Consider the following 23546-nt stretch of genomic DNA (forward strand, 5'->3'; position numbering starts at 1 on the left):
CCGTAGCATTCGCCGAAAATCGGGCGGATATGGCGTAGCCGCCTGGTAGGCGCCAGTTTTCGGGTTCGACATGCACGGTCGGCTGGTTGGTGCTTGGCTGCCGGTGTTGGTGTTGGTCGGCGCTGGTGGAGGCTGGGGTTCGTGGCGACGCGGATGTTCGCGGACGAGGAATTGGAACGTCTGCGGGGATTTCCGGAGATCAGCCGCGAGGAGCTGTTTCGATACTTCACGCTCACGTCGGCGGATCTGGCGTTCGTGGATCCGGGCCGAGGCCGGGGACCGGCCGAACGGCTGGGCTTGGCGATCGCGTTGTGCACGCTGCCGTGGCTGGGTTTCGTGCCGGATCGGCTGGTCACAGCCCCACCGGTGGCGGTGGCCCGCCTCGCCGAGCAGCTGCGGGTCGAGCCGGTGGCGATCGGCTCCTACGGCAGACGAGCCAAGACCCGCACCGAGCACGTGCGCCTGGCCGCCCAATACCTGGGATGGCGTGCCGCCGGTCAGCTCGAACTCAAGGAACTCGATGAGTTCCTGCTCGCACGGGCGATGGAGCACGATTCCCCGACCCTGCTGTTCCGACTGGCGTGTGAGTACCTGATCTCGGCGAAAGTGATCCGGCCCGGCCCGGTCACCGTAGTGGAACGGGTCGCCCACGCCCGCCACCAGGCCCAGACCGAAACCTATGACCGGCTCTCCCACGAGTTCACCGCGGCGCGGTGCGCGGAGTTGGACGGCTTGCTGGTCACCGACGCGTCGCTGGGGATCTCGCGGTTGCGGTGGCTGTCGACCGGGCCGGTAGAGGCCTCGGCGGCGGCGGTCCGCGCCGAGGTCGACAAGCTGGGGTTCCTGCGGGGTTTGGGCGCTGATCGGCTGGATCTGTCGGTGCTGCCCGCCGAGCGGCGCCGGTTCCTGGCCACCATGGGCCGACGCCTGAGTCCGCAAGCACTCGAACGCCGGGATCCGCAGCGCCGGTATCCGATCCTGCTCACGGTGCTGGCCCAGTCGGGCACCGATGTGCTCGATGAGGTCGTCGCGTTGTTCGATCAGGCGATCTCGGCGAAGTTCGGTGCCGCCGAACGGAAGATGCAGCAGCAGCTGGCCGAGCGCGGCAAGACCGGCGAGGACCGCCAGGCGCTGCTGGACGATCTCCTGGAAATCGTCACCGACCCGACGGTGGCTGATGAGGAGATCGGCGCGCTGATCCGCGGCGAGAAGATCGGGTGGGAACGCCTGCGCGCGGCGATCGCCCAGGCCAAACCCAGGTTGCCGCGTGATCACGGGCATCTGGCAGCGCTGGATTCCTCCTACAACTACCTGCGTCAGTTCACTCCCGCGGTGCTCGAAGCGGTGCGCTTCGCCGGCGGCACCGCCGCTACCGAGCTGCTGATCGCGGTGAACATGCTGCGCGAGCTGAACGCGACCGGGCGGCGCAAGGTCTTCGACGACGCCCCGACCGGGTTCGTGCCGACGAAATGGCGCGGCTACCTCGACGAGGCCCGAAAGACCGGCAGCGCCACCGCGTACCGGCACTACTGGGAATTGTGCGTACTGCTCGGACTGCGCGACGGGCTGCGCAGCGGGGATGTGTTCGTGCCCGGCTCGCGCCGCTACGCCGACCCGGCCGCCTACCTGCTCACCACCGGGCAGTGGGAACCGCAACGCGGCGAGTTCTGCCGCCTGGTCGGGCGATCCGCCGATCCCGGCGTCGCGCTGGCCGCCGTGGTCGCCGAACTGCACGACGCTCTCGGTGAGCTGGAGGCAGTGCTGGCCGACGGGGACGGCCCGGTCAGGGTGGACGAAGGCGGGGATCTGGTGATCTCGCCGCTGAGCGCGGAAGATGTTCCCGCCGAGGCGATCGCGCTCAAGGCCGAGCTGACCGAGATGCTGCCGTTCGCGCCGATCGTTTCCTTGTTTATCGAGCTGGACAAGCGCACCGGCTACCTGGACTGCTTCACCCACGCTGGCGGCCAGGCCACCCGCACACCAGAGTTGAAACGCAACCTGATCGCGGTACTGCTGGCGCACTCGACGAACCTGGGATTGACCCGGATGGCCGAGGCATGCGGAATCACCTACGACATCCTGGCCTGGACCGACGAGTGGTATGTGCGCGAGGAGACCCTGCGCGCGGCCAACCTCGTGTTGATCGGCTACCACCAGCGGCTGCCGCTGACCGCGGTGTTCGGCGCCGGCACCTTGTCGTCGAGCGATGGGCAGCGTTTCCCGACGCGCGGGAAATCGACCACGGCGCGGCCGTTGAGCCGCTACTTCGCCAGCGAGGGCCTGTCGACCTACACCCACGTCACCGACCAGCATGCCACCTACGGCACTAAGGTCATCGTGGCCACCAAACGCGAAGCCCACTACGTGCTCGACGAGATCCTGGGCAATGCAGCGGATCTGCCGATCACCGAGCACGCCACCGACACCCATGGGGTCACCCTGGTCAACTTCGGGTTGTTCGACCTGCTCGGGATGCAGCTCTCGCCACGGATCCGGGACCTGGGCCGGATCACCCTGTACCGGCCGGGCCCGCGCGCGCAGGCCGAGGCCCGGTTCCCGCACGCGGGCCCGCTGATGACCCGCAAGGCCAACCTGGATTTGATCGCCGAGCACTGGGATGACCTGCTGCGGTTGGCCGGATCGCTGAAGTTCGGGCACGCCACCGCGTCGCTGCTGGTCGGCAAGCTGTCGGCGTCGGGGCGGCAGAACACCCTGGCCGCGGCCCTCAAGGAGTACGGGGCGCTGCGGCGCACCATCTACGCCGCGAGATACCTCGCCGATCCGGACTATCGGCGCAAGATCTCGCGCCAGCTCAACAAGGGCGAGTCCCTGCACGCGCTGCGCCGCGACCTGCTCTATGCCCACGAGGGGATGATCCGGGCGCGCCACCTCGAGGACCAGACCGAGCAAGCCTGGTGCCTGACCTTGGCGACCAACGCTGTGATCGCCTGGACCACCGAGTATTACGGGCTCGCTGTCGAGCAGATGCGTCGGGCCGGGCAGCGTATCGATGACGAGGTCCTGGCCCACATCTCCCCGGCGCACAGTGCCAACATCAATTTCTTCGGCGCGATCGAGGTCGACATCGATGCCGAACTGGCCCAGCTCGGCCCGACGGGCTACCGGCCGCTGCGGGTGCGCGACACCTTGTTCTGACCGCGCGGCCCGGGGCCTGTGGTTACGGTGTGGCGATGTCGATAGCGGTGTGTGCTGGCGTGGGTGTTCGGTGGGCGGTGAGGAAGTTGTCGACGAGTCGGGTGCAGTCGTCGTGGTCGATGGTGCGTAGTCCGGTGAGGCGGGCGAACACGATCGGGCCGATGAGTTCGATGATGGCGAAGGTGGTGTCGAGCTCGCCGAGCATCGCGCGGGCCTCGGGGCTGGTGAGGATCTGGTCGAACGGGTAGCGGTATTGCTCGATGACGCGGGTGCGTAGCGAGGTGACCGCGGCCGGGTCGGGGTGGTCCTCGCCGATGGACCCCATCGACAGCCAGGCCAGGGTGGTCATCTGCACCGGGGCCTGCTCGATGAGGTCGGCTTGGGTGGTGAGCAGCGCGACGAGCCGCTCGCGCACGGGCCCGGTGCCGGTCGGTGTGTTGACCTGGGGAAGCAATCGTTCGAAGGTCGCCGCGAGCAGCTGGGTGGTGCTGCCGAAGTGCCGGTAGAGGGTGGCGCGCGCGACTTTCGACACGCGGGTGACCGCCTCGACGGTGACCGCTTCGACACCACCGGTGGACAGCAGATGGGTGGCCGCGTCGAGCAACCGGTTGCGTGAGCGCGCCAGCCGCGGATCGGCCTGCTCCTCGGCGGTGGTGAGCGGGTCGGTCGCTGCGGGGTCCGGGTCGGTCATGGCCGCGCCCTCCTCCGGTTCGCGTCGTTCAAATCGTGCGAATGTGTGGACATCATCCCACACCCCGCCCATTATGATACTGACGGTCTCGCACCGAGACTATTGGTCTATAACGTCGGGAGGTGCCGGTGACCACACCCGGAACGGACACGGTCGAGATCGCCCGCTGGACCAGGGCCCAGTGGTGGATGCTGACGGTGTCGTGCCTGGCGGTGGCGCTGGTCGTCGCGGCGATGGCGGCGCTGTATTCGGCGTTGCCGCAGATCGCGGTCGCGACCGGGGCCACCCAAGCCCAGCTGACCTGGATCGTCGACGGCTACACGCTGGTGCTGGCGTGTCTGGTGCTGCCCGCCGGCGCCATCGGCGACCGCTACGGGCGCCGCGCGGTGCTGGTCGCGGGACTGGCGGTATTCGCCGCCGCCTCGGCGCTGCCGCTACTGCTGTCCGACCCGGCGTGGTTGATCGCGGCGCGCGCGCTGGCCGGGGCGGGCGCGGCGCTGGTGATGCCCTCGACACTGTCGATCCTGACCGCGAGCTTTCCGCCTGCTCATCGTGGCCGGGCGGTGGGGGTGTGGGCTGGGGTCGCCGGGTCCGGGGCAGTGCTGGGCATCCTCGGTGCCGGGCTCCTGCTCGAGCGGTGGTCGTGGCTGTCGGTGTTCGTCGGGTTGACCGTGGCCGGGGCAGTGCTGGCGGGGTTGGCGTGCACCATCGCCGAGTCCCGCCAGCGCGAGCATCCGCCGGTGGACTGGGTGGGCGCGGTCGCGGTCGCGGTGGCGGTCGCGGCGATCGTGTTCGCCGCGGTCGAGGTCCCCGCGCGCGGCTGGGCCGACCCGCTCGTCGCCGCCACCGCCGGGATCGGTGTGGCCGCGGCGGTGGCGTTCGTGGTCGTCGAGCTGCGGTCGGCGGCGCCGCTGCTGGATGTGCGGTTGTTCGCCCGCCGGGGTTTCGGTGCCGGATCACTGTCGGTGACCATCCAGTTCCTGGTCACCTTCGGGGTGTTCCTGCTACTGGTGCAGTATCTGCAGTTGATCTTCGGTTACGGGCCGTTGGCCTCGGCGCTGGCGTTGGCGCCGATGGTGGTGCCGCTGGTCGTGATCTCGGTGATCGCGCCGTGGCTGTCGAGCCTGGTCGGTTTGCGGGTGATGACCGTGGTCGGCCTGCTCACCATAGCCGCCGGGTTGGTCCTGGTGAGCAGGTTGACCCTGGCCGCGCACTACCCCGATCTGCTGTGGCCGCTGCTGATCATGAGCGCGGGCCTGGGATTGTGTACCGCCCCGGCGACCTATGCCATCGTCGCCGACACCCCGGAGGCCAAACACGGCGTCGCCGCCGCGGTCAACGACGCCGCCCGCGAGATCGGCGCCGCGATCGGGATCGCCATGGCCGGCAGCGTCCTGGCGGCCGGCTATACCCACCGCATCGCGCCCGCGCTGTCCCAGCTGCCCGAGCCCGCCCGCGGCCCGGTCGCCGATTCCCTGGCCGCGGCCCTGCAGGTCGCCGACCAGGCAGGACCGGTGGCCGCGCCGCTGGCCGAGTTCGCCAAGGCCGCGTTCGTGCACGGCAGCGGCCAGGCCGCGCTCACTCTGGCCGCCCTCACCACGATCGGTGCGATTGCGCTGGCATTCCTCGCTCCCGGCCCCACCACCCGCCGATTCCGAACTCCACGCCCGTCCCCGTCCACCCCATCCCCCTGAGATACCCCTTCTCGTGAAAGACGCCCGTCATGACGGCCTATCGCACGATCATCGTCGACACCGACGGATCCGACCGCTCCTACCATGTGGTCGACCACGCCGCCGAACTCGCCCACACCACCCACGCCCGGCTCCTGATCATCTGCGCCCGCCACGACATCGACGAACGTGATCTCGGGGCCGACCTCGACCGGCTCGGACCCGACGTCTACCAGCTACGCGGCACCACTCCCACCGACGCCATCCTGCGGACCGCCCACCAGCACGCGATCAGCCACGGCGCCACCGACATCGAGACCCACATCCTGGACCAACCCACCCCGCACGCGCTGCTGCACCTGGCCACAGCCACCGGCGCCGACCTCATTGTCACCGCCGACCCTCACCGGTCACCGCTGCTGGCCCGGCTACTGTCCACCCCGCCGATCGAGCTCGCCCGCAAAGCCCACTGCGACATCCTCTTCACCACCACCCGGTGACACGCCCAAACATCTATGAGCTGCACGCCCGACACCACCGGACCCGAACCCGGCCCCGGAATCCTGAAGCTGACCCGAGCCGCAAACTAGCTCCGCGCAAAACGCGAGGTGATCCCTGTGGGACCGGGACCCCATCTGGCAGGACCGAAGCGTGCCTCACCCGCGTCCGAGGTTGCGGTAGACGGTCCTGCGCGACACCGCGAAGGTCTCGGCTATCTGGGCGACGGTGTAGCGGCGGCGGCCGCGCTCGTCACGCTCCTCATACATCTCCCGCGCCTTGAGCACCTGCAAGTCACTCATGCTCGGCGGCCGCCCGCCGACGCGACCGCGGGCGCGCGCCGATTCGAGGCCTTCGACGGTGCCCTCGCTGATCAAATCGGCCAGCATCTCGTCCATCGCGGCAATGACGTGGAACAGGAACCTCCCAGCCGGAGTGGTGGTGTCGATACCTTGCTTGAGCACCACCAGATCCACGCCGCGCTCGTCGAGCTGGGCGGCGAGCTCGGTCATGTGCCGCACCGACCGGAACGGGCGCGAGAGACGAGTGATCACCAATTCGTCACCGCGGCGCAGGTATTCGAAACACTTGTCCCACTCCGGGCGCCGTGCCAGCTTGCCCGAGGCCTTGTCCACCCAGATCCGCTCGCACCCTGCCGCAGTCAGCGCGTCGATCTGCGAATCGTCCTTCTGCCCGCGCGTGGACACCCGCGCGTACCCGAACCGAGCCATGCCCCGAACTGTCCCATAAAGGGCCGACACCTGCGGTTTCGTCCCGTAGATACCGCACACGAGTTCTGACCCGAATTAAGTCGGCGGCGAGCTGGGCGAATGCGCAGACCCCCGCCGAGAGCCGTTGTGGGACAGAAACGATCGTTTCCGACCCATCAGCCGAGTGGATCACCGACCAGGCGTACGCCATATCCGCCCGATTTTCGGCGATTGCTACGGCTACCCCTGGTGCCCTGCCTGCGCATCCGATTCTACACAGCTATATAGCTATTTACAATGGCGGAGGTGATGCGATTCCCGACGAATCCTCTTCGCCGGGCGGTGTTCTCGGAGGTCAGTCCTGGTCGTCGCCGTAGACGATGCAGGCCTCGACGCCGTCGACGGCCAGGTTGCGGACTGCGGTTGCGGCTGCAACTCGATGCCACCGCGCGGGCAGGTTTGCACGGCCGGGTACAACGTCATCGCCGCGGTAGGTCTCGATGCGGCCAGTTTGGCGGGCGAGATCCTCGAGCTCGACGACGAGTTCGTCCTGGGTGCGTTCAAGGCCGGCCAGGTCGCGGAGGACGCCCTCGGGGATGGAGCGGCCCTGTTCCCACCGTCGGATGATGCGCTCGTCGACGCCGAGGATCGTTGCACTCTCCGCGATGTTGAGTCCGAGAAGTTCTCGGCGGGAGCGCAACTCCGCCCCGGAGCGGCGGTCGTCGTCTGGCATGGGTGGTTGCGTCCTTGTTCAGGTGCGGCCTGGGACTGTTCCCTGGCGAGGTTCGGCGGACAACTGAAACCCTACCGGTGCACCAACTCGGCAGAAGTGCCGCAACCGTTCAACGGATCCCGCCGTTGGTTCACCACCCACCGGAGTGGCCGTTGCACTCGGTTGCGCTGCAGCTCGCCGCTGGTTGCGCTCGACCTCGTAAGCCGGCCCCCGCTCCGCGCACCGGCGCGGGGGCCGGTTTCATCACGCGGGCTGGAGTTCCCGGGCCGGTTGCAGGTCCGAGGTTGCACCGAACGGCTGCGGCAGCGGCGGCACGGTGAATCCCTCACTCTTGGCGGCGTCGGAGAAGGCGCGCCAGTGTCGGCTCACGGTGGACTTGTCGAGGTTCATCTCCTGGGCGACCTGGACCTGGTTGAACCCAGGGTTGGCGATTCGCGTTGCTGCAACTCGCTTCACAGCCTCGCTGAGGTCACTGTTGCCGAGGAACTGACCGAGCCCGTCGACGGTCTGGGTGTATCCGCTGCGGGTGCGGTCGGTTGCGGTGACTGCGTTCTCGGCCGGCACGGTCGCGGGGGGCCGCTGCGGCGTGCGGGCAGGTGCTGCAACGGGACGGGCGACGACGTGGCGGTGCTGCATCGGCCGCGCAGCCGCAACTGCGGGGACGGGAGAAGGAGCCGGAGGTGCTGCAACCTCGATGCGGTCGTCGCTGGCGGGTGCGTCAACGGTCCCCTGCAGGGTGCTGCGATCGGCGCGAACAGTTGCAGACGCGCGAGTCTGTCCGCGGAACGCGGCACGATCGTCCCGGATGACGCGGATCACGACGTTGATCAGATGGAACAGGGCCAACCAGAGCAACGGGAAGATCGTGGCCATGAGGGCGGCGATGGCCGGTGGTTGCGGGATGAAGCCGAGATCCTCTCCTGCCGCGACGCGTGCGATGTTGCGTTCAGCGAGTTGGTAGGCGTGATAGCCATTGCCGGCCACGCTGAGCAGCACCGTCCCGGTTGCAAGGGCCATGCAGTACCTGCGTGCGGCGGCGTACTTGTCTGCAACGCCGATGACAACGAGGCAGAGGGTTGCAGCAGCCTGTGCAACGTCGATTGCAACTGGTGCCATCCAGGCGCGGTGCGGTCGGACACCAATCTCAATCGCGAGTGCACTCAACGCGTCGAACGAGAGGGTGAACATCAGCGCCGCGAGCGCGAGGACCATGAGTCCAATGCCGCACAGTGCGGCCGTCTTCGCGCGCAACGCGGATGCGGTGATGGTTGCAGGCTGGGTTGTATCGTCAGACATGACCGAGCGATCTCCATTCCTTGGTCGGGGCGTCTCGCTGCACTTCCAGGTACGGGCGAGGCGCCCTTTCATCTGTACTGATAGCTTCGCTAGCTAGCTGGGCTAGCAGTCGTGTTGGTCGAGGTAGTCGATGATTGCGGCGTCGGTGATGGACGCGATGCTGATCGTGCGGTCGCCGGTTTCGTATCGAAGCTTGTCGACTGCGCGCAGGAGGCGAGCCTTGGTCGAGGGCCGAATGCGGACGTTGTGCTGCTCACTGAGCTTCTCTTCCCCCGCCGGTTGAGTACGTGCGGGTGCGAGCGGTGTCGGGGCCGGCGCTTCCGTGGTGACCGAAGGCCGCTCAGGGAGGTCTGCGGCGGGATGGGTCGGCTTGCGGATGGCGGGTTCGCGTTTGACGGTCATGCGGGCACTCCGGTGGTCGTGATGGGTAGTTCTGCGAGCAGGTCGTCGTAGGCAACGCGTAGGGCGAGCGCTTTCCCTCCGGTCCAGCGGTGGATCGGGGTACGGGCGCTGTGGGCGTCCTGGCGGGCACCGAGTTCGGGAATCGCCGTGCGGGCCACGAGATCGCCGAATGCGCTGCGGAGCTCGTCCTCGCGGAAGATGTGTTCCGCCGTCCCCTTCTTTCGACTGAGGACGATCTTGTCGACGACCAGTTTCGGGTTCGGCCGGCGCTGCACGTTTCGGATGGTCTCGTACAGGTTCTCCACTCCCCCGACGCTGTCGATGGTCGGTTCGGTGACCACGATGACGCCATCGGCGGCGCAGAGAACCGCGAACAGGAGCTTGCCGAGCGACGGAGGGCAGTCGAAAAGGACGACGTCGTAGGCGCTCAGATCGATGCCTTCGAATGCGATGTCGAGTCGGAAGATGAGGTCGTTGGCACCATCGGACTCGATGTTCGCCAGCAATGCGTTGGACGGGATGAGGTCAACGCCTTCCCACGGTGTGGCGATCACGGCGTCCGCGGCAGTTCCCGCGGCCGTGCGGCACATCAGGTCGTACGTCGTCAGCTGCCCATCCTCGATCGTCACGCCGAGCCCGCCGGTGGAGTTGCCCTGCGGATCGCAGTCGACAACGAGAACATTCCTCCCCTTGCTACTCAAGGCGCTCGCCAGGCCCAGTACGGTGGCCGTTTTTCCGACCCCGCCCTTCTGGTTGCAGACAGCTTCTTTTCTCGTCACGGGGCACGCACCCTTCTGTTCGTTGTGGGAGCAAGCACCGGTATCGGTGCTAGGGGGGCGACGGGAGCAATGCTATCGACGCAAGTAAGCCAAGCGTTGAAGGCTCGCCACGCTCATATAGCACAACATGCTATCGAAGCTATGCAACTTAGGATAGTTCCAAACGCAACGCGCAATAGCCATGCTATGAGAGCTAGCATGACTAGCGCAACTGTCGGTTGCAGAGGTGCACCACTAGCACTGCTAGAGCCACTAGCAACCGCTGCGGAAGTCGCGCATTACCGCAGGTCAACGCCTGCAACTTCGGTTCAGGTGCGTTGAGTTGGTGTTCCCTCGTCGACCGGCGCGGGGGTAGAAGCAGGGGTTCTCGGGGAGGGTCAAGGCTCGGCGTAGCCGACCGCGGAGCGGCTTGGCCTTGGCGCTCCGCGGGGTTCCGTGCTCCCCGTGGCTGTGGTGGTCGACGAGGGAACACCCCAGAAAGGGTGGTCGTAACCCTCGGAGACTGGCCGGGGGTGTGGGGGCGGAGCCCCCGCGGAGGCGGACGCGTGGCGGGAGCGCCGCTCCTGGCCCTGGCTGTCTAGAGGACCGTGACCTTCTCCGACGACTTGATCGGGGCGCCCTCGGGGCCGGCGATGTACGTCGCGATCCAGATCGGGTGGTGCCGGTCTTCGCTTGGGAACCATTGCTTACGCCAGTGACCGCGTACGACCCACCGCGACGAGTACGTCCGGGTGGCCTTCTCAGGCGTTGTGCGCCGCGACGACGTGGGCCGGTAGGACAGGTGGGTGGTGGTGCCCGTCCTGCGGTCCGCTCTCTTCGTGGACGAGCTGCGGGTATCGAGGGTTTCGCGGACGGTGGAGTCCTGTCTGAGCGTGTGCGTGAATGCGATGAATACCTCGAGGATGCGGGCCGCTGACCAGCCCTGATAGATGCCCTGCTCGCCTCGGAAGTCGTCTGCGGGCATCCCGGGTGTGAAGCCTCCGATAGACCGCAAACTCGGCGGTGAGTCGCTCTCAAGCGGGCTCAGGAGTGCTTCAGCGGTGGGAATCGGCAGGTAGACGTGGTTGATGAAGCGGTAGCCACATCCGGCCTTGAGTTCGCCGTCGGCGGCGAGGACTGATTGGACGCCCGCGGCGGGGACGAGCTGCACGGACAGCAGATCGTCGTTGAGGACCTGCCAGAGCAGCAGCAGGGCACCATCGGGTCGGGCGAGGTACGCGACGCCGGTAGGGGAGGGGAGGTCGGCGGGGGTAACGCTGACCTCGGCCGAGGTTTCACTGCCAGCAAGGATGAGGGCGGTCAGTTCCTCGGCGGCGTAGTAAGCGTGGCGGTCGAGAGTGGCGCCGGCCGTGCACCTGTAGGCGATGTACATCGCGAGCGCCATCTTCTCGTCGACCGCACCGACCGTGGTGTCTGGTGATCCGAAACAGAAGTAGTGCTCGCGGTTCACCAGCAGCGTCTCCGGGGAGACGCCGAAGATCTGCGTCCAGCGGGCAAGGGTCGGGCCGACCGCTCTGCTGCGCCGGAACTCCTCGAGTTCCGGTACGACGTGCCCGTAGGGTTCGAGGTGCGTGCGGACAGGGGCGGCGGCGTGGTCGAGTGCGTCGAGCAGCAGCGGCATCTGCGCGGGCTGTAGGTCGGAGAGGGTGGCGATCGCCCGTCTGCGGACGGGTAGTCCTTCACGAAACTGCTCGCCCGGTGTGAATGGCGTTGGTTCCGTGGGTTTCCGCTTCTTGCTCGTGCTCATCGACTTCCTCCCCTGAGTGATGCGCGGTCCGACTGGCCGGCGTGTGTTGCCTCTCCCGCGATGTTCTACACCGGCCATTTCGTGCTCCAGGTCTACCGCTGGCGGCGGGCAAGCTCGGCCCGAGCCTCGGCCGCGGCCGCGGCCTCTCGGCTGCGTCGTTGCCGCTGTGCGGCCGCGGAGTCGGGGACGGCAGCCATCGCGGCTGCGCGAGCAGCACCGGATGCGGCTGCTCGACCAGCTTCGCGGCGCTGACGACTGACCTCTAGCTCGGCGTCGGCGGCGCGGCGCCGCTCGGCACGCTCGGCGGCGTCCTGTGCGCGCGCTGCCTCATCCAGGACATGCGGCGGGAACTGGAGGTCGTGTTTTCCGAGGATCCAGCGCATGAAGGCACGCGGGTTCGTGGGTGTGAGGGCACGACCGAGCCTTCGGCCCTCCTGGTCGAGGATGTCGTTGAGATCCGCCGCGATCCACCCGTGACGTGCGGGAGCCGCGAGCACGACAGCCCACTGGGCAACGGTTACCTCTCGAGCCCACAGTGGAGCACCCCGTTCGCGCTCTCTGAGCCACCTGGAAGCCAGCAACGAGCCTTCCAGTGACGGTCGAGCATCGCCGCGCCGCCTCTTCGTGTTGATGCGCCGCGAAGCGGCTCGGTCATTCACAGTTCGGTCTGTAATTGATACCTCTCTACGAGAGGGAAGGGATGAAAAAAGACCCCTACCGGGATGGTGCGCCATCTGAGTGGGATTGCCCTGCTCATCGCGGGTTTTATCCACAGGGCGCGGCGGGTGGAGGGCGTACTCGGAGGCCCATCCGCGGGCTCGGTCGCCTACCCGCCAGGACGCCATCCGTTCGTTCCGGCTTCGTTGGCGGCCGCGGAGGACCTCGGTGGCAAGGCCGAGCAGGCGGAGGATGGTCCGGGCGCGGGCCACGGTGCGGCGGCTGAGGCCGGTGCGCTCGCAGATCGTGGCGACGGAGAGGCGTGATCGCTGGCCGGTTCGTCCGTCCGCAGCACGGGCCATCTCTCGGGCGACCGCGGTGACTGCGGTGAGGCTGACTCCGCCGTCGCCGAGACGGTGCCGGACAAGCAGGTAGTGCCGTTTGTAGGCGGCGGGGACGTCGATCTCGGCCCACCGTTGCTCACCGCGCCAGCAGGCGATGCCGGCGTAGGCGTCGGGGCCGACGTTGAGCCGAATCTGGCAGTAGTGGGTGCACGCTGCGCTCGGGCCACCGAGTCGGGCGACGAGTGTCGGTGTGAGCGCGGAGCACTGGTGTCCGTGGATGTGTCCGGAGACGAGCGTCCGCGGTGCTTTGGCCTTCCCGTATCGGGGATTGGCCGGGGTGCTGCCCCGGTAGCGGAGCAGTCGGGGGGAGTAGTAGGTGGGCGCGTGCCCAGCGACACGCGCGCGTTCCGTTGAACCTGCGTCAGGGTGCGTTGTACCCTGGGCTCTGTCCGGCAAGACAGTCCCTTCGGGGATAGCAGTAGTCCGAGTCGCGAGCGTCCACTCGCTTCTCATCTACCTCGACGAACCCCTCGCCCACGCACGGGTGGGGGGTTCGTTGTATCTGAGGTGACTCGCTGTACTGCGAAACGGTGTGTGGTTGTTGGTCGGATCCGCCTGGATCGACCGTCTACTCGCTTTCCGTCACGCGGTCAGTGACATCACCTCCTGGTCGAGCTCCATCACTAGGTCGGCGTGGCCCGTGGTCGCCGAGAGCAGATCGGCCACGTACTGGCTGAGGGAGCTGACGCCGGCTTCTACCCGGCGGCGCTCCAGCTCATCGAAGACACGCTTTGGCACGCGGCTGACAACCCGCTCGCGCTCACCTTTGTGTGGTGCAGGCATGGCCTCGGCCCTCCGATCCTGGCTCTCTCCTAATCTGGCCCAATCGGTGCCAGATTCGTCGTCCATCTTGTGCCAGGTTCCGCCAATCGCGTGCACGACACGCCGACAAACTTTCTTGCTTGTTTTTCATCTTAGCTTCACCGCGCTTTCGTGTCTCTTGGCCGCCAGGCCAAGGGGACTATGCTCGCCGCTGTTGAATACCTGGTAGACGAGCGGCCCATCGGGGGTGCCGCTCGGACGCGTCGGTGTCTGTACGCCTACTCAGGAATACGAAGGAGAGTTGTCGCATGGCCAGTTGGGGTGGTGGCCGGCGCCGGGAGAGCCTTACGAACGTGTTGTCGCGGGTTCCTCTCGAGCCGCCGTGGACCGTGGGGGAGTTCCTTTCGTGGCTCGAGGAAGACTCCGGGAAGGCCGTTGACCTCTCACCGTGGACCGGATCGGCACTCGAGCCCGGCAACCGCTGTGGGTTGCTTCTGGGCGGCCCCGAGCGCTACGTGATCCGATACGACTCGACCCGCTCCGTGCGACATCAGCGCCAGCAGATCTTCCACGAGGTGGGCCACGTCCTCTGCCAGCATCCGGGGGAGGCGTTCAGGCCGACGTCCGGCGTCCTCACGGAGGGCCTGAGCCTCGCTGGCATCGAGTACATGATGAGGCGGTCGACGTTCGACTCCCCGACGGAGGCCGAGGCGGAACTCGTGGGCACCCAGCTCGCGGTCCTCAGCCGAGGTCCGATCGACCTCGACGCCCGCGGCGAAGTTCATCGCATCGCAGTCACATTCGACAAGTCTCGATGAGCGCCACACCACTGCTGGAGCTGGAGGCGACGTCAGCCCTGCCGATGTGGGCGAGCGATCCGCTGCTTGCGATCCTGGCGCTGGTGATTGTCGGTCGCGTCGTGTTCGTGCGAGAACGTCAGCTCGATCAGCTGATCACCTGGTTGCTGTTCTGGTGGCTTTGCGCGGCGGTATTGCGCGAACCGTGGATGCAGGACCTGCTCATCGACGCGACCCCACTCACCCTGTCCGACATCAGGTTGCTCACCCATGCCTCGGCGATGTTCGGGGCCGGAACCATCTTCCTGATGGTCCGCGCGTTCAGCAACGTCCGGCGGGTTCGTCGACGAGCGGTCGCGTTGGTCTACGCAATCATCGTGGTCGAGGTCGCTGCGCTCGCGTGGATCAGCGAACCCGCACGCGCGGCGGGCGCGGCAATCGAAGAACTGCACGACTGGCGGCCTGCGGCCTACATGCTGATCTACTCGTCTCAGATGCCGATCGCACTCGCGGCCGTCGCCGCGGCGTGCATTCGCGTGCTCCGGCACGGGGAAGCGGTGCGGCGCACCCGGGTCTGGGCCGTCGTCATCTTGCTGACCGGTTCCGTCTCGGCGTTCGACCATCTGACCCGAATCGCGAACGGGTTCATGCTGTCCCTGGGTGTCCAGAACGGATTCACAGTGTGGCGCAGCGAGTCCAACGACGTGCTGTTTCTCCCTGTCGCGACGGCGGCGGCGATCGCGGTGAGTTTTCCGATCTTCACCGCCATCCGCACTCGACGCGCGAACGATCCCTCGTCGGCCGCAGTGGGTGTGCTCATGCCGATGTGGAAGGACTTGTCGGCGGCAATGCCTGCGATCTCGCTCCAGACAACGACGAGCGCGCTGGCCAGCAGCGTCGAGCGTGAGCATCGGATGCGTATCGAGTGCGAGGACGCACTCTACGAGCTGCTGTCCTACATGAGACCGGAAGACCGGGCCGAAGGCGTCGACCCGGCCTCGCGCTGCGAGGCCATCACCGATGCGCTCGAGCTCCGACGTGACACTGGCCGGGCTTCTGAGCCGGTCGAGACGCCGGGATGGTTGACCGATGAGGACGAACTACTGCGTATCGCCGATGCGTGGTCGAAGCGGCCGGCAACGGCCGGACTGGTCTGACCAGGAGGGGACGAGCATTCATGACGAAGTCGACGATTCCACATCCGCCGCACCGAGTTCCGCTGATCGGTGATGTGCTGGGTATGAATCGGGAGATCCCGAACCAGAACACGCTCGTGCGGTTCTCGGAGTTGGGTCCGATCTACCGGCGCTCCATCATGGGGACCGATCTGACGTTCGTCGGGTCGGCCGAGCTGGCGGCGCAGGTGTTTGACGACGCTGTGTGGGAGAAGTACGTCGGACGTCCTCTGGAGAGGTTGCGCCCTCTGGTCGCGGATGGCCTGTTCACTGCCTACAACTGGGAGTCGAACTGGAGCAAGGCACATGAGGTGCTGGTTCCGGGGTTCACGAAGGACGCGATGATCTCGTACCACGCCACGATGGTCGAGGTCGTCGACGCGCTGTGCAAGGACTTGGAGAGCCAGCCTCCAGGCGCGTACGTCCCGGTCGTCGAGGAGATGGGGAAGCTCACCCTCGAAGTCATCGGCCGCTGTGGGTTCGGGTACTCGTTCGATTCGTTCGACGCCGACGCCGACGCCGAGCATCCGTTCGTTGCCGCCATGAGTCGATCGCTGACGCACGCCCAGAAGAGCGCGATCCCACTTCCGTTCATCGGGAAGCTGTTGGGCCGTAAGGCCGAGCAACAGAACCAGATCGACCACCAGGTCCTGGTCGACACCGTCGACGAGGTGATCGCCTCACGTCAGCAGTCGGGGGAGCGACGGGCGGACCTTCTTGACCGGATGCTGTATCCGGAAATCGGTCAGGGTCTCGATCCCGAGAACATCCGCAATCAGGTGTTGACGTTCATGGTTGCTGGACACGAGACCTCGGTGAACGCGTTGAGCTTCGCCCTGCACTTCATTGCTCAGAATCCCGCGGTCGCCGCGCGTATGCGAGCTGAGGCGGAAGAGGTGATCGGCGCCGGCCCGGTCCAGTACGAGGATGTGCCCCGACTGCGCTACACCCGGCAGGTCATCAATGAGGCGCTGCGTCTGTGGCCGACGGCGCCGGGGTTCTTCAGGGCCGCCAAGCAGGACACGGAGGTTGGCGGACACTCGTTCTCGGCAGGGGAGTGGGTGTTCGTGCTGCTGTTGGCCGTTCAGCGTGACCCGGCCTGGGGCGACGATGCGGATCAGTTCAACCCTGATCGGTTTGCACCCGAGAACAACCGTGGTCGACCCGCCGAGCTGTTCAAGCCTTTCGGGACCGGCATCCGGTCATGCATCGGCCGGCAGTTCGCGCTTCACGAGATGACACTGGCCCTCGCCACCCTTCTCCTCCGGTTCGATGTCACGCCCGAACCCGAGTACGAGCTGGTCGTGGAGGAGACGCTTACCTTGCGCCCGAAGGGACTTCAGCTGGCGTTCACTCGTCGCTGAACTGGGAACCTGTTGACCTCGGCAATGAGCATCTCGAGGTCCTCGCGGGTCATGGTGGTGGCTCGCGCGGCGAAGTGATTGAGCCCGCGATCACGGATGGCCGTCCAGAGTCGGAGGCGTTGGTCGATGTCGATGTCCTTGCTGCCGCTCAGCCGCAGGTAGTCGCGGTCGACCCCGAAGAGGTCGCACAAGGCATCTGCCATCGCCGTCGGAAGCGACTCGACGTCACCGGCTCTCGCGTTCGCGAGCAGCTCCACTGTGACCGGCTCCCCGATTCGCTGTCCGACGAGGGTGGCCACCGCCTGAGTGGTGAGTTCCGGCTCGTCTCTGTGGTGGTAGAAGGCGAACAGGCGGTCCAGCTTCTGTCCGAGGGTGGGGGCCAGGTGCTTCATCGGGTCCTCTCCTGTCGTGATTGCCACTTCGCTACGAATCGCTGTTCGGTAGCACTGTCGAGCTCGCCGGCGCGGCCCGTGAGCCACCGGAGGTACTGGAGTTCGTCCGCGTCCTCTTCGGTCGGCGGCTCGGGCGTCCGGTTGAGGTAGTCGCCCAGCAGCATCTCGATCATCGGATCCCCTCGAAGTGGGGATGGCTCGGTTGTCTTCTGCTCCAGCTGGGCGGTGAGCCAGGCGCGCATGATCCTGTCCACCAACAGATCGAGCCGTTCGTTGATGTCTCGGAGCTCGCCGGCGACCTGCTCGTCCTTCACCGCTGCCGCAGCCCGTTCGTAGAGCTTCGCGATGTCCGATAGGTCGTTGACTACAGCCAGGGAGAGCGTGACCGAGTCGGCGTCAGCTCCCACCGCATTTGGTCTCGCCATCCGCACCGAAGGGATCTCTTCGGCGGGCACCGCCAATCCTCCAGTGAGCACGCGGGCCGCGGAGCCGTCGACCCAGCGCAGGCCAACATCGAGGCGCCGAAGCGTCCGTGCACTCGGATCAGCAATCAGAGCCTTCTCGATTTTTCCGGTGGTCACGTCCGACGGACCGCCGGCCTCCTTGACCTGATCGAGGGTCAGGTTGAGCTGCCGACGACGCTCGGCGACAGCCTCAGCCAAAAGCCCGATCCCGTTTTTCACAGGGCTGACCTTACCTGTGAGACCTCGCATCAATGCCAAACGGGACCGCGAAGGAGCTGCGGGTTTACGCCGTTTGGTGTCCCCCTTCACCTCTGTCACCGAAAGTTCCTTCGCTAAGTTTTGGCTTGTTTTTGTCCTTGGTTGATTCTATAGTTTGCCATGTCTTCGATGAAGCTTTTACGGCGATTGCCAAGCGGATCGCGAGAACTGGCTTGGACCACTTGATGGGAAGGGAACCCATGAGCAACAACACGGCGACGGGACGCCACCGGCGTCTTCATCGCTCCCTCGGCGTCACGACATTTTTGGGGACCGTCACGGTCGCCTCGATCGTCGCGTCTGGTGTGGCAGTCGCGGCCCCCGGACAGGCGGGACTCGCACCGGACGGGGATCAGCCCGGCCTCTCGGACGGCCAGAGCGCACAGGCAGGTCTCCCCGAGACTGCAGCACCTGCGCCTGCACCCGCAGAAGCATGGGTGCCCGTTCCTGAGCAGTACTCCCAGCCGACCGCACCGCTGCCGAACTGGGACTACGAGGCGAACGAGCCGACGTCCTACGCACCGACCTACACGCCGCCGATCGACTACTCGCAGCTGCACCTTCCGACGCAGATCGACGAGCCGACCCCGGTGTACATCGCGCCGCGAGACACCGTGATGGTGGGCAATCTTCACTTCACGCAGCCGAACTGGATGAGCGACGACACGACGGCGCGCACCAATGCCACCACCGGCGCAGCGTTGGCCGCGGTCACCGACTTCTGGCGGAGCACCGGCATTCCGGCTGATCAGGCCCAGCAGCTCGCCGCAGCTCAGATCGCTGGTGCGGCTGGCGGTGCGATCATCGGCGCGGTCGCTGCTGGCGCACCCGCAGCGACGCTGGGGGCCTTGATCGGCGGGACCATCGGCGGCACTTCGGCGATGGGCTTCTTCTCGCCCGTGGTCACCCCGGTCGGCGCGATTCCGGCCGGTGTGGTGGGCACCGCGACCGGTGCCGGGATCGGTGCCGCGGCGCTGGGAGTTCCCGCCGCCGCTGTCGGCGCTGTCGGCGGTGGCGCGGCGGGTCTCGCCGCCGCCACGATCTACGGCGACGGGACGAACGGCACCCCGACCACGGTCGAGGTCCCGGACATCGACGAGCCGGCCATCACTGAGCAGACGCAGGCCACGCTCGATTCGTGGGAGCAGTCGGGGCCGGCTGGCGAAGCCGTCACCACGTTCATTCGTGACACGGCCGCCGCCGCTCCGGTCGCCGATCAGCAGATCCGCGAATCGGTTTCGTCGGTTGCCGGCGGCGACGGTGCGCTCGCCGCATTCGACCAGATGGTCAGCGACTTCCAGACGGCCACCGGTGTTCCCGGACTTCCCCTGGGAATGATCGCCGGCGCGATCGGCGCGGGCATCCCCGCGTAGCAGCGCATTGGGGGCGAGGAGCCACTCCTCGCCCCCAAAGCCGTTGTGACCCTGCTCCAGCCAAATCAGCCACCGGAAGGGACGGCATCAGTGAATGACAGCGACGACCAGCCCGGTCAGGCTCTCGGTACCGCGCAGGCGAGCGTTCCAGGCCCAGGACACGGCGCAGGGAATCCGATGAATCGGACACGCCCCGGATCGCAGCCGTGGGCCAGGGATCAGGGCGCACGCCGTCCCGCCGCGACGCTCTCTCCCGATGCGTGGATGGAGGGCCTCGCGGCCGGTCCTGCAGCTGAGGGACCGATCGCGCAACCGCTCCCCCTGCCCGTCCCGGATTCGTGGACGCAGGGCCTCTCGTCTGACACTCCCGAGGTCGCGGGCAGTGCGGCGGCCTCTCCCGTTCACCAGCGACTGCTCGTCGATCTCGTACCGGACGAGGATCCCGAGGGACCTGCCCCGATCCAGTCCGCATCGCGAAAGAGCCGTTCCCGATGGGCACTTGGACTTTCGGCGGGCGGCCTTGCCCTCCTGGTCACGCTGGGGGCGGCCGTCGCCGTTCAGGCGGGCAGCAACGACGAGGACCGGCCTCTCGTCGACGCGATGTCGCCGATGCTCACCACCCCCGACGCGGTCACGACTGCCGCGCCGCCTTCCACCGCTGAATCACCCGCCGCTGCACCGGTGCACGAAGGCACCTCGAGTGCGCCATGTGCCGAGTCGAATGGAGACCGCGCATGGTCTGGCCGGCGGCCCGGCGGTACCGCCAACGGACCCGACGTGATCTTCGGGTTTCAGCACCTCTACTACGTCGAACGTGACGCGGCGAAGGCACGCGCTCTGACAACACCGGACATCTACCTCGCGGCGGTCGACAAGCTGCAAGCCGGGATCGACTCAGTTCCTCAGGGAACCACCTACTGCCTCCGGATTTCGCAGTCGGAGCCGGACCTCTACCGCGTCGTGCTGACGCAGTTCAACCCGGACCGGCCTGCGGACGTCTGGATTCAGACGGTTCGCACACGAACCGAAGGCGATCGGACCTTGATCGCCTCCATTCAGGGAGAGGGGTGAGCAGTGCCGAAATCCACCATCGTCAAGAGATCGAGTGCCGTGGCCCTCGTCGCAACCGTAGTTGCGATGGGGTCGGCGGGGACCGCTGGCGCGCAGGGGGCGCCAGCGGTCACCGCACCAACGGCCTCGGCGCAGGCGACGAGCGCGGGTGACGGATGCCCGTTGCTGCACGTCGTGATCGCGCAGGGAACCACGGAGTCGACGTCCTCGTCGTCGCCGAAAGACGACTCCGGGACGTTGGCGACGGTGGTGCTACCGGTGCTCAGCGAGTTCGGGGGTATCACCGAGACCAACACATTCGATCGGACATACGTCCCGTACCCCGCTGACTTCGGGTTTCAGGGAACGCCGTACGAGCAGTCGTACCGCCAGGGCGTACAGAACACGCTCGGTGTCATCGCCAAGATCGCCGAGACCTGCCCGAACACCAAGCTCGGGATCATGGGCTACTCCCAGGGCGGAAATGTGGCCTCAACCGTGCTGCGGCTCATCGGGTCTGGTCAGGGCCCGGTCAGCCCTTCGCAGGTCGCGATGGGAATGCTGTTCTCCGATCCCACTCGCACGGCGGGAGACGCCACGTTCCCGGGTCGGCCGACCAGCCAGACTTCGCCGGACTCGGTGCCGGGAGTTCGCGGTAGCGAGGTCGCGAAGCTTGAGACCCCGGTTACCGCAGCCGCGGCCGCTGGGGGTGGGATCGCTCCGCTCTCGGAGAGCACCCCGCAGACGTTCGGATCGTTGACCGGTCGCGTGGCCTCGGCGTGCGCCGCCGGGGATCTCTCGTGCGACACCCCGGTGGATGCTCCACTCGCGCGGCTGGTAACCAATGTCGCCGGCCAGCTCGACCTGGACCAGAAGGACCCCGTGGGGATTCTGACCTCGGCGGCATCGGTGCTGGGGACCACCACGCTCAACATGGTCAGCGATGTGGTCACCAACGACATCGTGACCACCGACGGCACGACCCGGGGTCTCGACTACCGTCCTGGTGCCTCTCTGTCCGAGCGAGCGCAGGCCGCGGCGAACCCGGAGCACCAGAGCGACCCCGTCGAGGCGCTCACGAAGCTCGTCGGGATCGGCATCAACACCGGAATCGCCTTCGCCAAGGACGTTCTGACGATGGAGAACATCGCCCAGGTCGCAACCGTTGGCCTCGTCGACCCCGCTGCAGGTCTGGCGGTCCTGGCGTCCAAGGCCGCGAACGCGGCGCTGAACCTGATCCCGACCAACATCGCCAACAAGTCGGCGAAGGCTGTCGAGACGGTCGTGCGAAACGAGTTCACCGACAACGCCGGCCTGGTGAAGATGGCGACCGACGTCCGCTACTGGTCGGTGCGGGCAAACCACGAGTCGTACCAACGGGATCCAGTGACCTCGAGCGGTGAGACCTGGCTGCAGTTCGCGACGTCGTGGATCAAGGCGGTCGTGCGCGATCTGGAGTCCGGCTCTGCATCCGGGCAGGGCGGCGTGGGCGCGTTTACGCGGACCGTCCCGGTCTCCGGCCAGGGCTCCTACCAGGGCTTGCCCGGCTTGGTGTGGTCACCGACCGAGAATCGGGCCGACGTGCAGTCGTTCGATCTCGCCGCTGATCGAAACGTATCTCCCTCCTACGCCTCGGGCGATGCCGCGTGGGAGTGGACCCCGTCCGTCCCCGCGTCGTCAGCGCAGGGCAACGACTCCTGGTCGTTCTCGACGTCAACTTCCACCCCGACCACCCCGGCCAACGATCCCTGGGCGGGTCTGTCCGGCGCCTCAGTCGGCGCGAACTGAAAGGTAAGAGTCCGATGTGCCAACGCTTCTCGCACGACGTACGGCCACCGCGCCGTACGGCAGTGCTCGCGCTGGCCTCGGGTCGAGGTTGGTTGGTTGTCAACCATCTGGACCGGAGGTTGCCGTGAGTGCCGCGTTCTCGGATGCAGGGACCGCCTTGCATGTTCCCGCTCAGGGGATTGTCGCTGCTCCTCCTGTGGACCGACGGCTCGATGTCTGGCCCCAGCCGGTATTCGTCCCTGAATCGTCCCCCGCTCCGGCCTGGTGGCTGGTGGGCGCGCACGGTGGTGCCGGGGTGTCGTCGTTGTGCGCGTCGTGGCTGTTTGCCGGCGATGCGATGCGGGCGTTCCCCGGAGCTTTCGCTGGGGAGACCCCGTTCGTCGTCATCGTCGCCCGTGAGCATCAGCACGGCATCGACTGCGCACACGACCTCATCACTCAGCATCTCTCTGGCTTCGCAGGCGAGACAACGCTGGTCGGACTGGTCACCGTGGCGGCACGACCGGGCAAGGTCCCTGCCTCGCTGAGGCAACGGCTCGAGGTGGTGGCCGGTCTCATCGGAGATCGGCACTGGCACGTCCCCTGGGTGGAGGACTGGCTGACCCTCCGCTCCGAGGAGCTGCCGGTGTGGCGACCCGGCGATGTCCTCGAGAAGCGCCGAAAGCAGCCTCCGGCCAGTGAATGCGTCCCTCTCGCCGTCGCCGAAATCGGCGATCAGATCCGGTCGACGATCGTCGACCTGCTCAACACCAACTAGGAGAAGCAATGCTCATGCAACTGTTCGACACGGCCAACACCATCGTTCTCGCGGTTCCACAGCCCGAAGCGGTGCAGCCGCCTGGCGGCGAAAAGATGTGGCGAATCATCGGAGTCGCGCTCTGGGTCTTCACGGGCATGGCGGTTCTCGGGATCATCACCGGCGGCGGCTGGATGTGGATCGACCACATGTCGGACCGCGGCGCGACGTCCGGAAAGGGCGTGAAGATCGTGATCGGCGCCTTCATCGGCGCGGGGATCATGTCGCTCGCCGCAACGCTCATCACCTTCGCGCAGTCATGATCGTCACGCCCTACCTGGCGCAGGCCACAACGACGCCGAAGCCAGCTGATCCGCAGGGGCCGAGACTGCCGGCTCAGCCCCTTCCGTCGGAGGTACTCGCTCCAGCGACTGAGCTTCTGGGGTGGGGCGTGTACGTGGCGAACGCCGTCTTCGTCTTGGCGATCATCGTCGGCGCAGGGCTCCTCTGGTGGGTCTATCTCCAGGGAAATCCCGCGACCGGTCCGGTTCGCAAGATCGCCTGGGCAATCGGTTGCGCGATCGCAGTCTCGTCAGCCGCGAGCATCGCCGGATTCATTCTCAACTAGAACTTTTGGGGGA

General features: G+C 66.8%; 23 protein-coding genes. 12 read left to right on the forward strand and 11 right to left on the reverse strand.

Features of this window, described 5'->3' with window-relative positions; all coding sequences use genetic code 11:
• Positions 1–141: 141 nt before the first annotated feature.
• Complete coding sequence (locus tag RHCRD62_RS25085) at positions 142–3156, forward strand: Tn3 family transposase (protein WP_050067499.1); 3015 nt, start codon at positions 142–144, stop codon at positions 3154–3156.
• Between the two features lie 22 nt (positions 3157–3178).
• On the opposite strand, the gene RHCRD62_RS25090 is transcribed toward RHCRD62_RS25085, so the two are convergent.
• Entirely contained in the window at positions 3179–3847 is a 669-nt protein-coding gene (locus tag RHCRD62_RS25090) for a TetR/AcrR family transcriptional regulator (protein ID WP_050067500.1), read from the reverse strand.
• 188 nt (positions 3848–4035) lie between these two features.
• Here RHCRD62_RS25090 and RHCRD62_RS25095 point away from each other — a divergent pair, with 188 nt between their 5' ends.
• Together RHCRD62_RS25095 and RHCRD62_RS25100 are read left to right on the forward strand one after the other, a co-directional pair.
• On the forward strand, positions 4036–5541 hold the full coding sequence (locus RHCRD62_RS25095) for an MFS transporter (protein ID WP_253277487.1): 1506 nt from the start codon (positions 4036–4038) through the stop codon (positions 5539–5541).
• 29 nt (positions 5542–5570) lie between these two features.
• Positions 5571–6020, forward strand: a complete 450-nt coding sequence (locus RHCRD62_RS25100) for a universal stress protein (RefSeq protein ID WP_050067501.1) — start codon at positions 5571–5573, stop codon at positions 6018–6020.
• Between the two features lie 156 nt (positions 6021–6176).
• Here RHCRD62_RS25100 and RHCRD62_RS25105 read toward each other — a convergent pair whose 3' ends face one another.
• The 8 genes from RHCRD62_RS25105 to RHCRD62_RS25145 all read right to left on the reverse strand — a co-directional run bounded on the left by RHCRD62_RS25105 (position 6177) and on the right by RHCRD62_RS25145 (position 13595).
• Complete coding sequence (locus tag RHCRD62_RS25105; protein ID WP_050067502.1) at positions 6177–6749, reverse strand: recombinase family protein; 573 nt, start codon at positions 6747–6749, stop codon at positions 6177–6179.
• A 334-nt stretch (positions 6750–7083) separates the two neighbouring features.
• Complete coding sequence (locus RHCRD62_RS25110) at positions 7084–7461, reverse strand: helix-turn-helix domain-containing protein (protein ID WP_050067503.1); 378 nt, start codon at positions 7459–7461, stop codon at positions 7084–7086.
• A 243-nt stretch (positions 7462–7704) separates the two neighbouring features.
• Positions 7705–8757: a DUF2637 domain-containing protein gene (locus tag RHCRD62_RS25115; protein WP_050067504.1), complete on the reverse strand. Its 1053-nt coding sequence runs from the start codon at positions 8755–8757 to the stop codon at positions 7705–7707.
• A gap of 102 nt (positions 8758–8859) precedes the next feature.
• Complete coding sequence (locus RHCRD62_RS25120) at positions 8860–9159, reverse strand: hypothetical protein (protein ID WP_050067505.1); 300 nt, start codon at positions 9157–9159, stop codon at positions 8860–8862.
• On the reverse strand, positions 9156–9938 hold the full coding sequence (locus tag RHCRD62_RS25125; protein WP_050067506.1) for a ParA family protein: 783 nt from the start codon (positions 9936–9938) through the stop codon (positions 9156–9158). The genes RHCRD62_RS25120 and RHCRD62_RS25125 overlap by 4 nt, the downstream gene beginning before the upstream one ends.
• 577 nt (positions 9939–10515) lie before the next feature.
• Entirely contained in the window at positions 10516–11685 is a 1170-nt protein-coding gene (locus tag RHCRD62_RS25130; RefSeq protein ID WP_157051067.1) for a hypothetical protein, read from the reverse strand.
• Positions 11686–11777: 92 nt separating this feature from the next.
• Entirely contained in the window at positions 11778–12182 is a 405-nt protein-coding gene (locus RHCRD62_RS26560) for a hypothetical protein (RefSeq protein ID WP_050067508.1), read from the reverse strand.
• A gap of 1146 nt (positions 12183–13328) precedes the next feature.
• Positions 13329–13595, reverse strand: a complete 267-nt coding sequence (locus RHCRD62_RS25145; RefSeq protein ID WP_050067510.1) for a hypothetical protein — start codon at positions 13593–13595, stop codon at positions 13329–13331.
• Positions 13596–13816: 221 nt separating this feature from the next.
• Here RHCRD62_RS25145 and RHCRD62_RS25150 point away from each other — a divergent pair, with 221 nt between their 5' ends.
• The 3 genes from RHCRD62_RS25150 to RHCRD62_RS25160 are packed head-to-tail and all read left to right on the forward strand — an operon-like array spanning position 13817 to position 16844.
• Complete coding sequence (locus tag RHCRD62_RS25150) at positions 13817–14326, forward strand: ImmA/IrrE family metallo-endopeptidase (RefSeq protein ID WP_050067511.1); 510 nt, start codon at positions 13817–13819, stop codon at positions 14324–14326.
• The gene (locus RHCRD62_RS25155; protein WP_050067512.1) at positions 14323–15462 is read left to right on the forward strand and encodes a DUF6545 domain-containing protein; all 1140 of its coding nucleotides are present in this window, start codon (positions 14323–14325) and stop codon (positions 15460–15462) included. Before RHCRD62_RS25150 ends, RHCRD62_RS25155 begins: the two co-directional genes overlap by 4 nt.
• Positions 15463–15482: 20 nt before the next feature.
• On the forward strand, positions 15483–16844 hold the full coding sequence (locus RHCRD62_RS25160) for a cytochrome P450 (RefSeq protein ID WP_050067513.1): 1362 nt from the start codon (positions 15483–15485) through the stop codon (positions 16842–16844).
• On the opposite strand, the gene RHCRD62_RS25165 is transcribed toward RHCRD62_RS25160, so the two are convergent.
• Both RHCRD62_RS25165 and RHCRD62_RS25170 read right to left on the reverse strand, forming a co-directional pair.
• Positions 16820–17236: a hypothetical protein gene (locus RHCRD62_RS25165; protein ID WP_050067514.1), complete on the reverse strand. Its 417-nt coding sequence runs from the start codon at positions 17234–17236 to the stop codon at positions 16820–16822. The two genes, RHCRD62_RS25160 and RHCRD62_RS25165, sit on opposite strands and share 25 nt — an antisense overlap.
• On the reverse strand, positions 17233–17919 hold the full coding sequence (locus RHCRD62_RS25170) for a helix-turn-helix domain-containing protein (RefSeq protein ID WP_172671139.1): 687 nt from the start codon (positions 17917–17919) through the stop codon (positions 17233–17235). The genes RHCRD62_RS25165 and RHCRD62_RS25170 overlap by 4 nt, the downstream gene beginning before the upstream one ends.
• 239 nt (positions 17920–18158) lie before the next feature.
• Between RHCRD62_RS25170 and RHCRD62_RS25175 the strand changes: the two genes are divergently transcribed.
• The 6 genes from RHCRD62_RS25175 (at position 18159) to RHCRD62_RS25995 (ending at position 23533) form a co-directional block, all read left to right on the forward strand.
• Positions 18159–19331 carry a hypothetical protein gene (locus tag RHCRD62_RS25175; protein WP_050067516.1) on the forward strand — a complete coding sequence of 391 codons (1173 nt, stop codon included), beginning with the start codon at positions 18159–18161 and terminating at the stop codon, positions 19329–19331.
• Between the two features lie 177 nt (positions 19332–19508).
• On the forward strand, positions 19509–20402 hold the full coding sequence (locus RHCRD62_RS25180; protein WP_157051069.1) for a DUF8176 domain-containing protein: 894 nt from the start codon (positions 19509–19511) through the stop codon (positions 20400–20402).
• 3 nt (positions 20403–20405) lie between these two features.
• Positions 20406–22169: a cutinase family protein gene (locus RHCRD62_RS25185; RefSeq protein WP_157051070.1), complete on the forward strand. Its 1764-nt coding sequence runs from the start codon at positions 20406–20408 to the stop codon at positions 22167–22169.
• A 271-nt stretch (positions 22170–22440) separates the two neighbouring features.
• The gene (locus RHCRD62_RS25190; protein WP_050067519.1) at positions 22441–22926 is read left to right on the forward strand and encodes a hypothetical protein; all 486 of its coding nucleotides are present in this window, start codon (positions 22441–22443) and stop codon (positions 22924–22926) included.
• Positions 22927–22934: 8 nt separating this feature from the next.
• Positions 22935–23228, forward strand: a complete 294-nt coding sequence (locus RHCRD62_RS25195) for a hypothetical protein (RefSeq protein ID WP_050067520.1) — start codon at positions 22935–22937, stop codon at positions 23226–23228.
• The gene (locus tag RHCRD62_RS25995) at positions 23225–23533 is read left to right on the forward strand and encodes a hypothetical protein (RefSeq protein WP_157051071.1); all 309 of its coding nucleotides are present in this window, start codon (positions 23225–23227) and stop codon (positions 23531–23533) included. The genes RHCRD62_RS25195 and RHCRD62_RS25995 overlap by 4 nt, the downstream gene beginning before the upstream one ends.
• Positions 23534–23546: the final 13 nt, after the last annotated feature.

Source organism: Rhodococcus sp. RD6.2 (assembly GCF_001040705.1).
GTDB lineage: Bacteria > Actinomycetota > Actinomycetes > Mycobacteriales > Mycobacteriaceae > Rhodococcus_G.

Bases quoted from the DNA above. Each gene is read 5' to 3' on its own strand.
- RHCRD62_RS25110 (WP_050067503.1), bottom strand. From the start codon at position 7,461: ATGCCAGACGACGACCGCCGCTCCGGGGCGGAGTTGCGCTCCCGCCGA.
- RHCRD62_RS25095 (WP_253277487.1), top strand. From the start codon at position 4,036: ATGCTGACGGTGTCGTGCCTGGCGGTGGCGCTGGTCGTCGCGGCGATG.
- RHCRD62_RS25995 (WP_157051071.1), top strand. From the start codon at position 23,225: ATGATCGTCACGCCCTACCTGGCGCAGGCCACAACGACGCCGAAGCCA.
- RHCRD62_RS25130 (WP_157051067.1), bottom strand. From the start codon at position 11,685: ATGAGCACGAGCAAGAAGCGGAAACCCACGGAACCAACGCCATTCACA.
- RHCRD62_RS25150 (WP_050067511.1), top strand. From the start codon at position 13,817: ATGGCCAGTTGGGGTGGTGGCCGGCGCCGGGAGAGCCTTACGAACGTG.
- RHCRD62_RS25145 (WP_050067510.1), bottom strand. From the start codon at position 13,595: ATGGACGACGAATCTGGCACCGATTGGGCCAGATTAGGAGAGAGCCAG.
- RHCRD62_RS25100 (WP_050067501.1), top strand. From the start codon at position 5,571: ATGACGGCCTATCGCACGATCATCGTCGACACCGACGGATCCGACCGC.
- RHCRD62_RS25165 (WP_050067514.1), bottom strand. From the start codon at position 17,236: ATGAAGCACCTGGCCCCCACCCTCGGACAGAAGCTGGACCGCCTGTTC.
- RHCRD62_RS25160 (WP_050067513.1), top strand. From the start codon at position 15,483: ATGACGAAGTCGACGATTCCACATCCGCCGCACCGAGTTCCGCTGATC.
- RHCRD62_RS25195 (WP_050067520.1), top strand. From the start codon at position 22,935: ATGCTCATGCAACTGTTCGACACGGCCAACACCATCGTTCTCGCGGTT.
- RHCRD62_RS25120 (WP_050067505.1), bottom strand. From the start codon at position 9,159: ATGACCGTCAAACGCGAACCCGCCATCCGCAAGCCGACCCATCCCGCC.
- RHCRD62_RS25105 (WP_050067502.1), bottom strand. From the start codon at position 6,749: ATGGCTCGGTTCGGGTACGCGCGGGTGTCCACGCGCGGGCAGAAGGAC.
- RHCRD62_RS25175 (WP_050067516.1), top strand. From the start codon at position 18,159: ATGAGCAACAACACGGCGACGGGACGCCACCGGCGTCTTCATCGCTCC.
- RHCRD62_RS25115 (WP_050067504.1), bottom strand. From the start codon at position 8,757: ATGTCTGACGATACAACCCAGCCTGCAACCATCACCGCATCCGCGTTG.
- RHCRD62_RS25155 (WP_050067512.1), top strand. From the start codon at position 14,323: ATGAGCGCCACACCACTGCTGGAGCTGGAGGCGACGTCAGCCCTGCCG.
- RHCRD62_RS25180 (WP_157051069.1), top strand. From the start codon at position 19,509: ATGAATCGGACACGCCCCGGATCGCAGCCGTGGGCCAGGGATCAGGGC.
- RHCRD62_RS25090 (WP_050067500.1), bottom strand. From the start codon at position 3,847: ATGACCGACCCGGACCCCGCAGCGACCGACCCGCTCACCACCGCCGAG.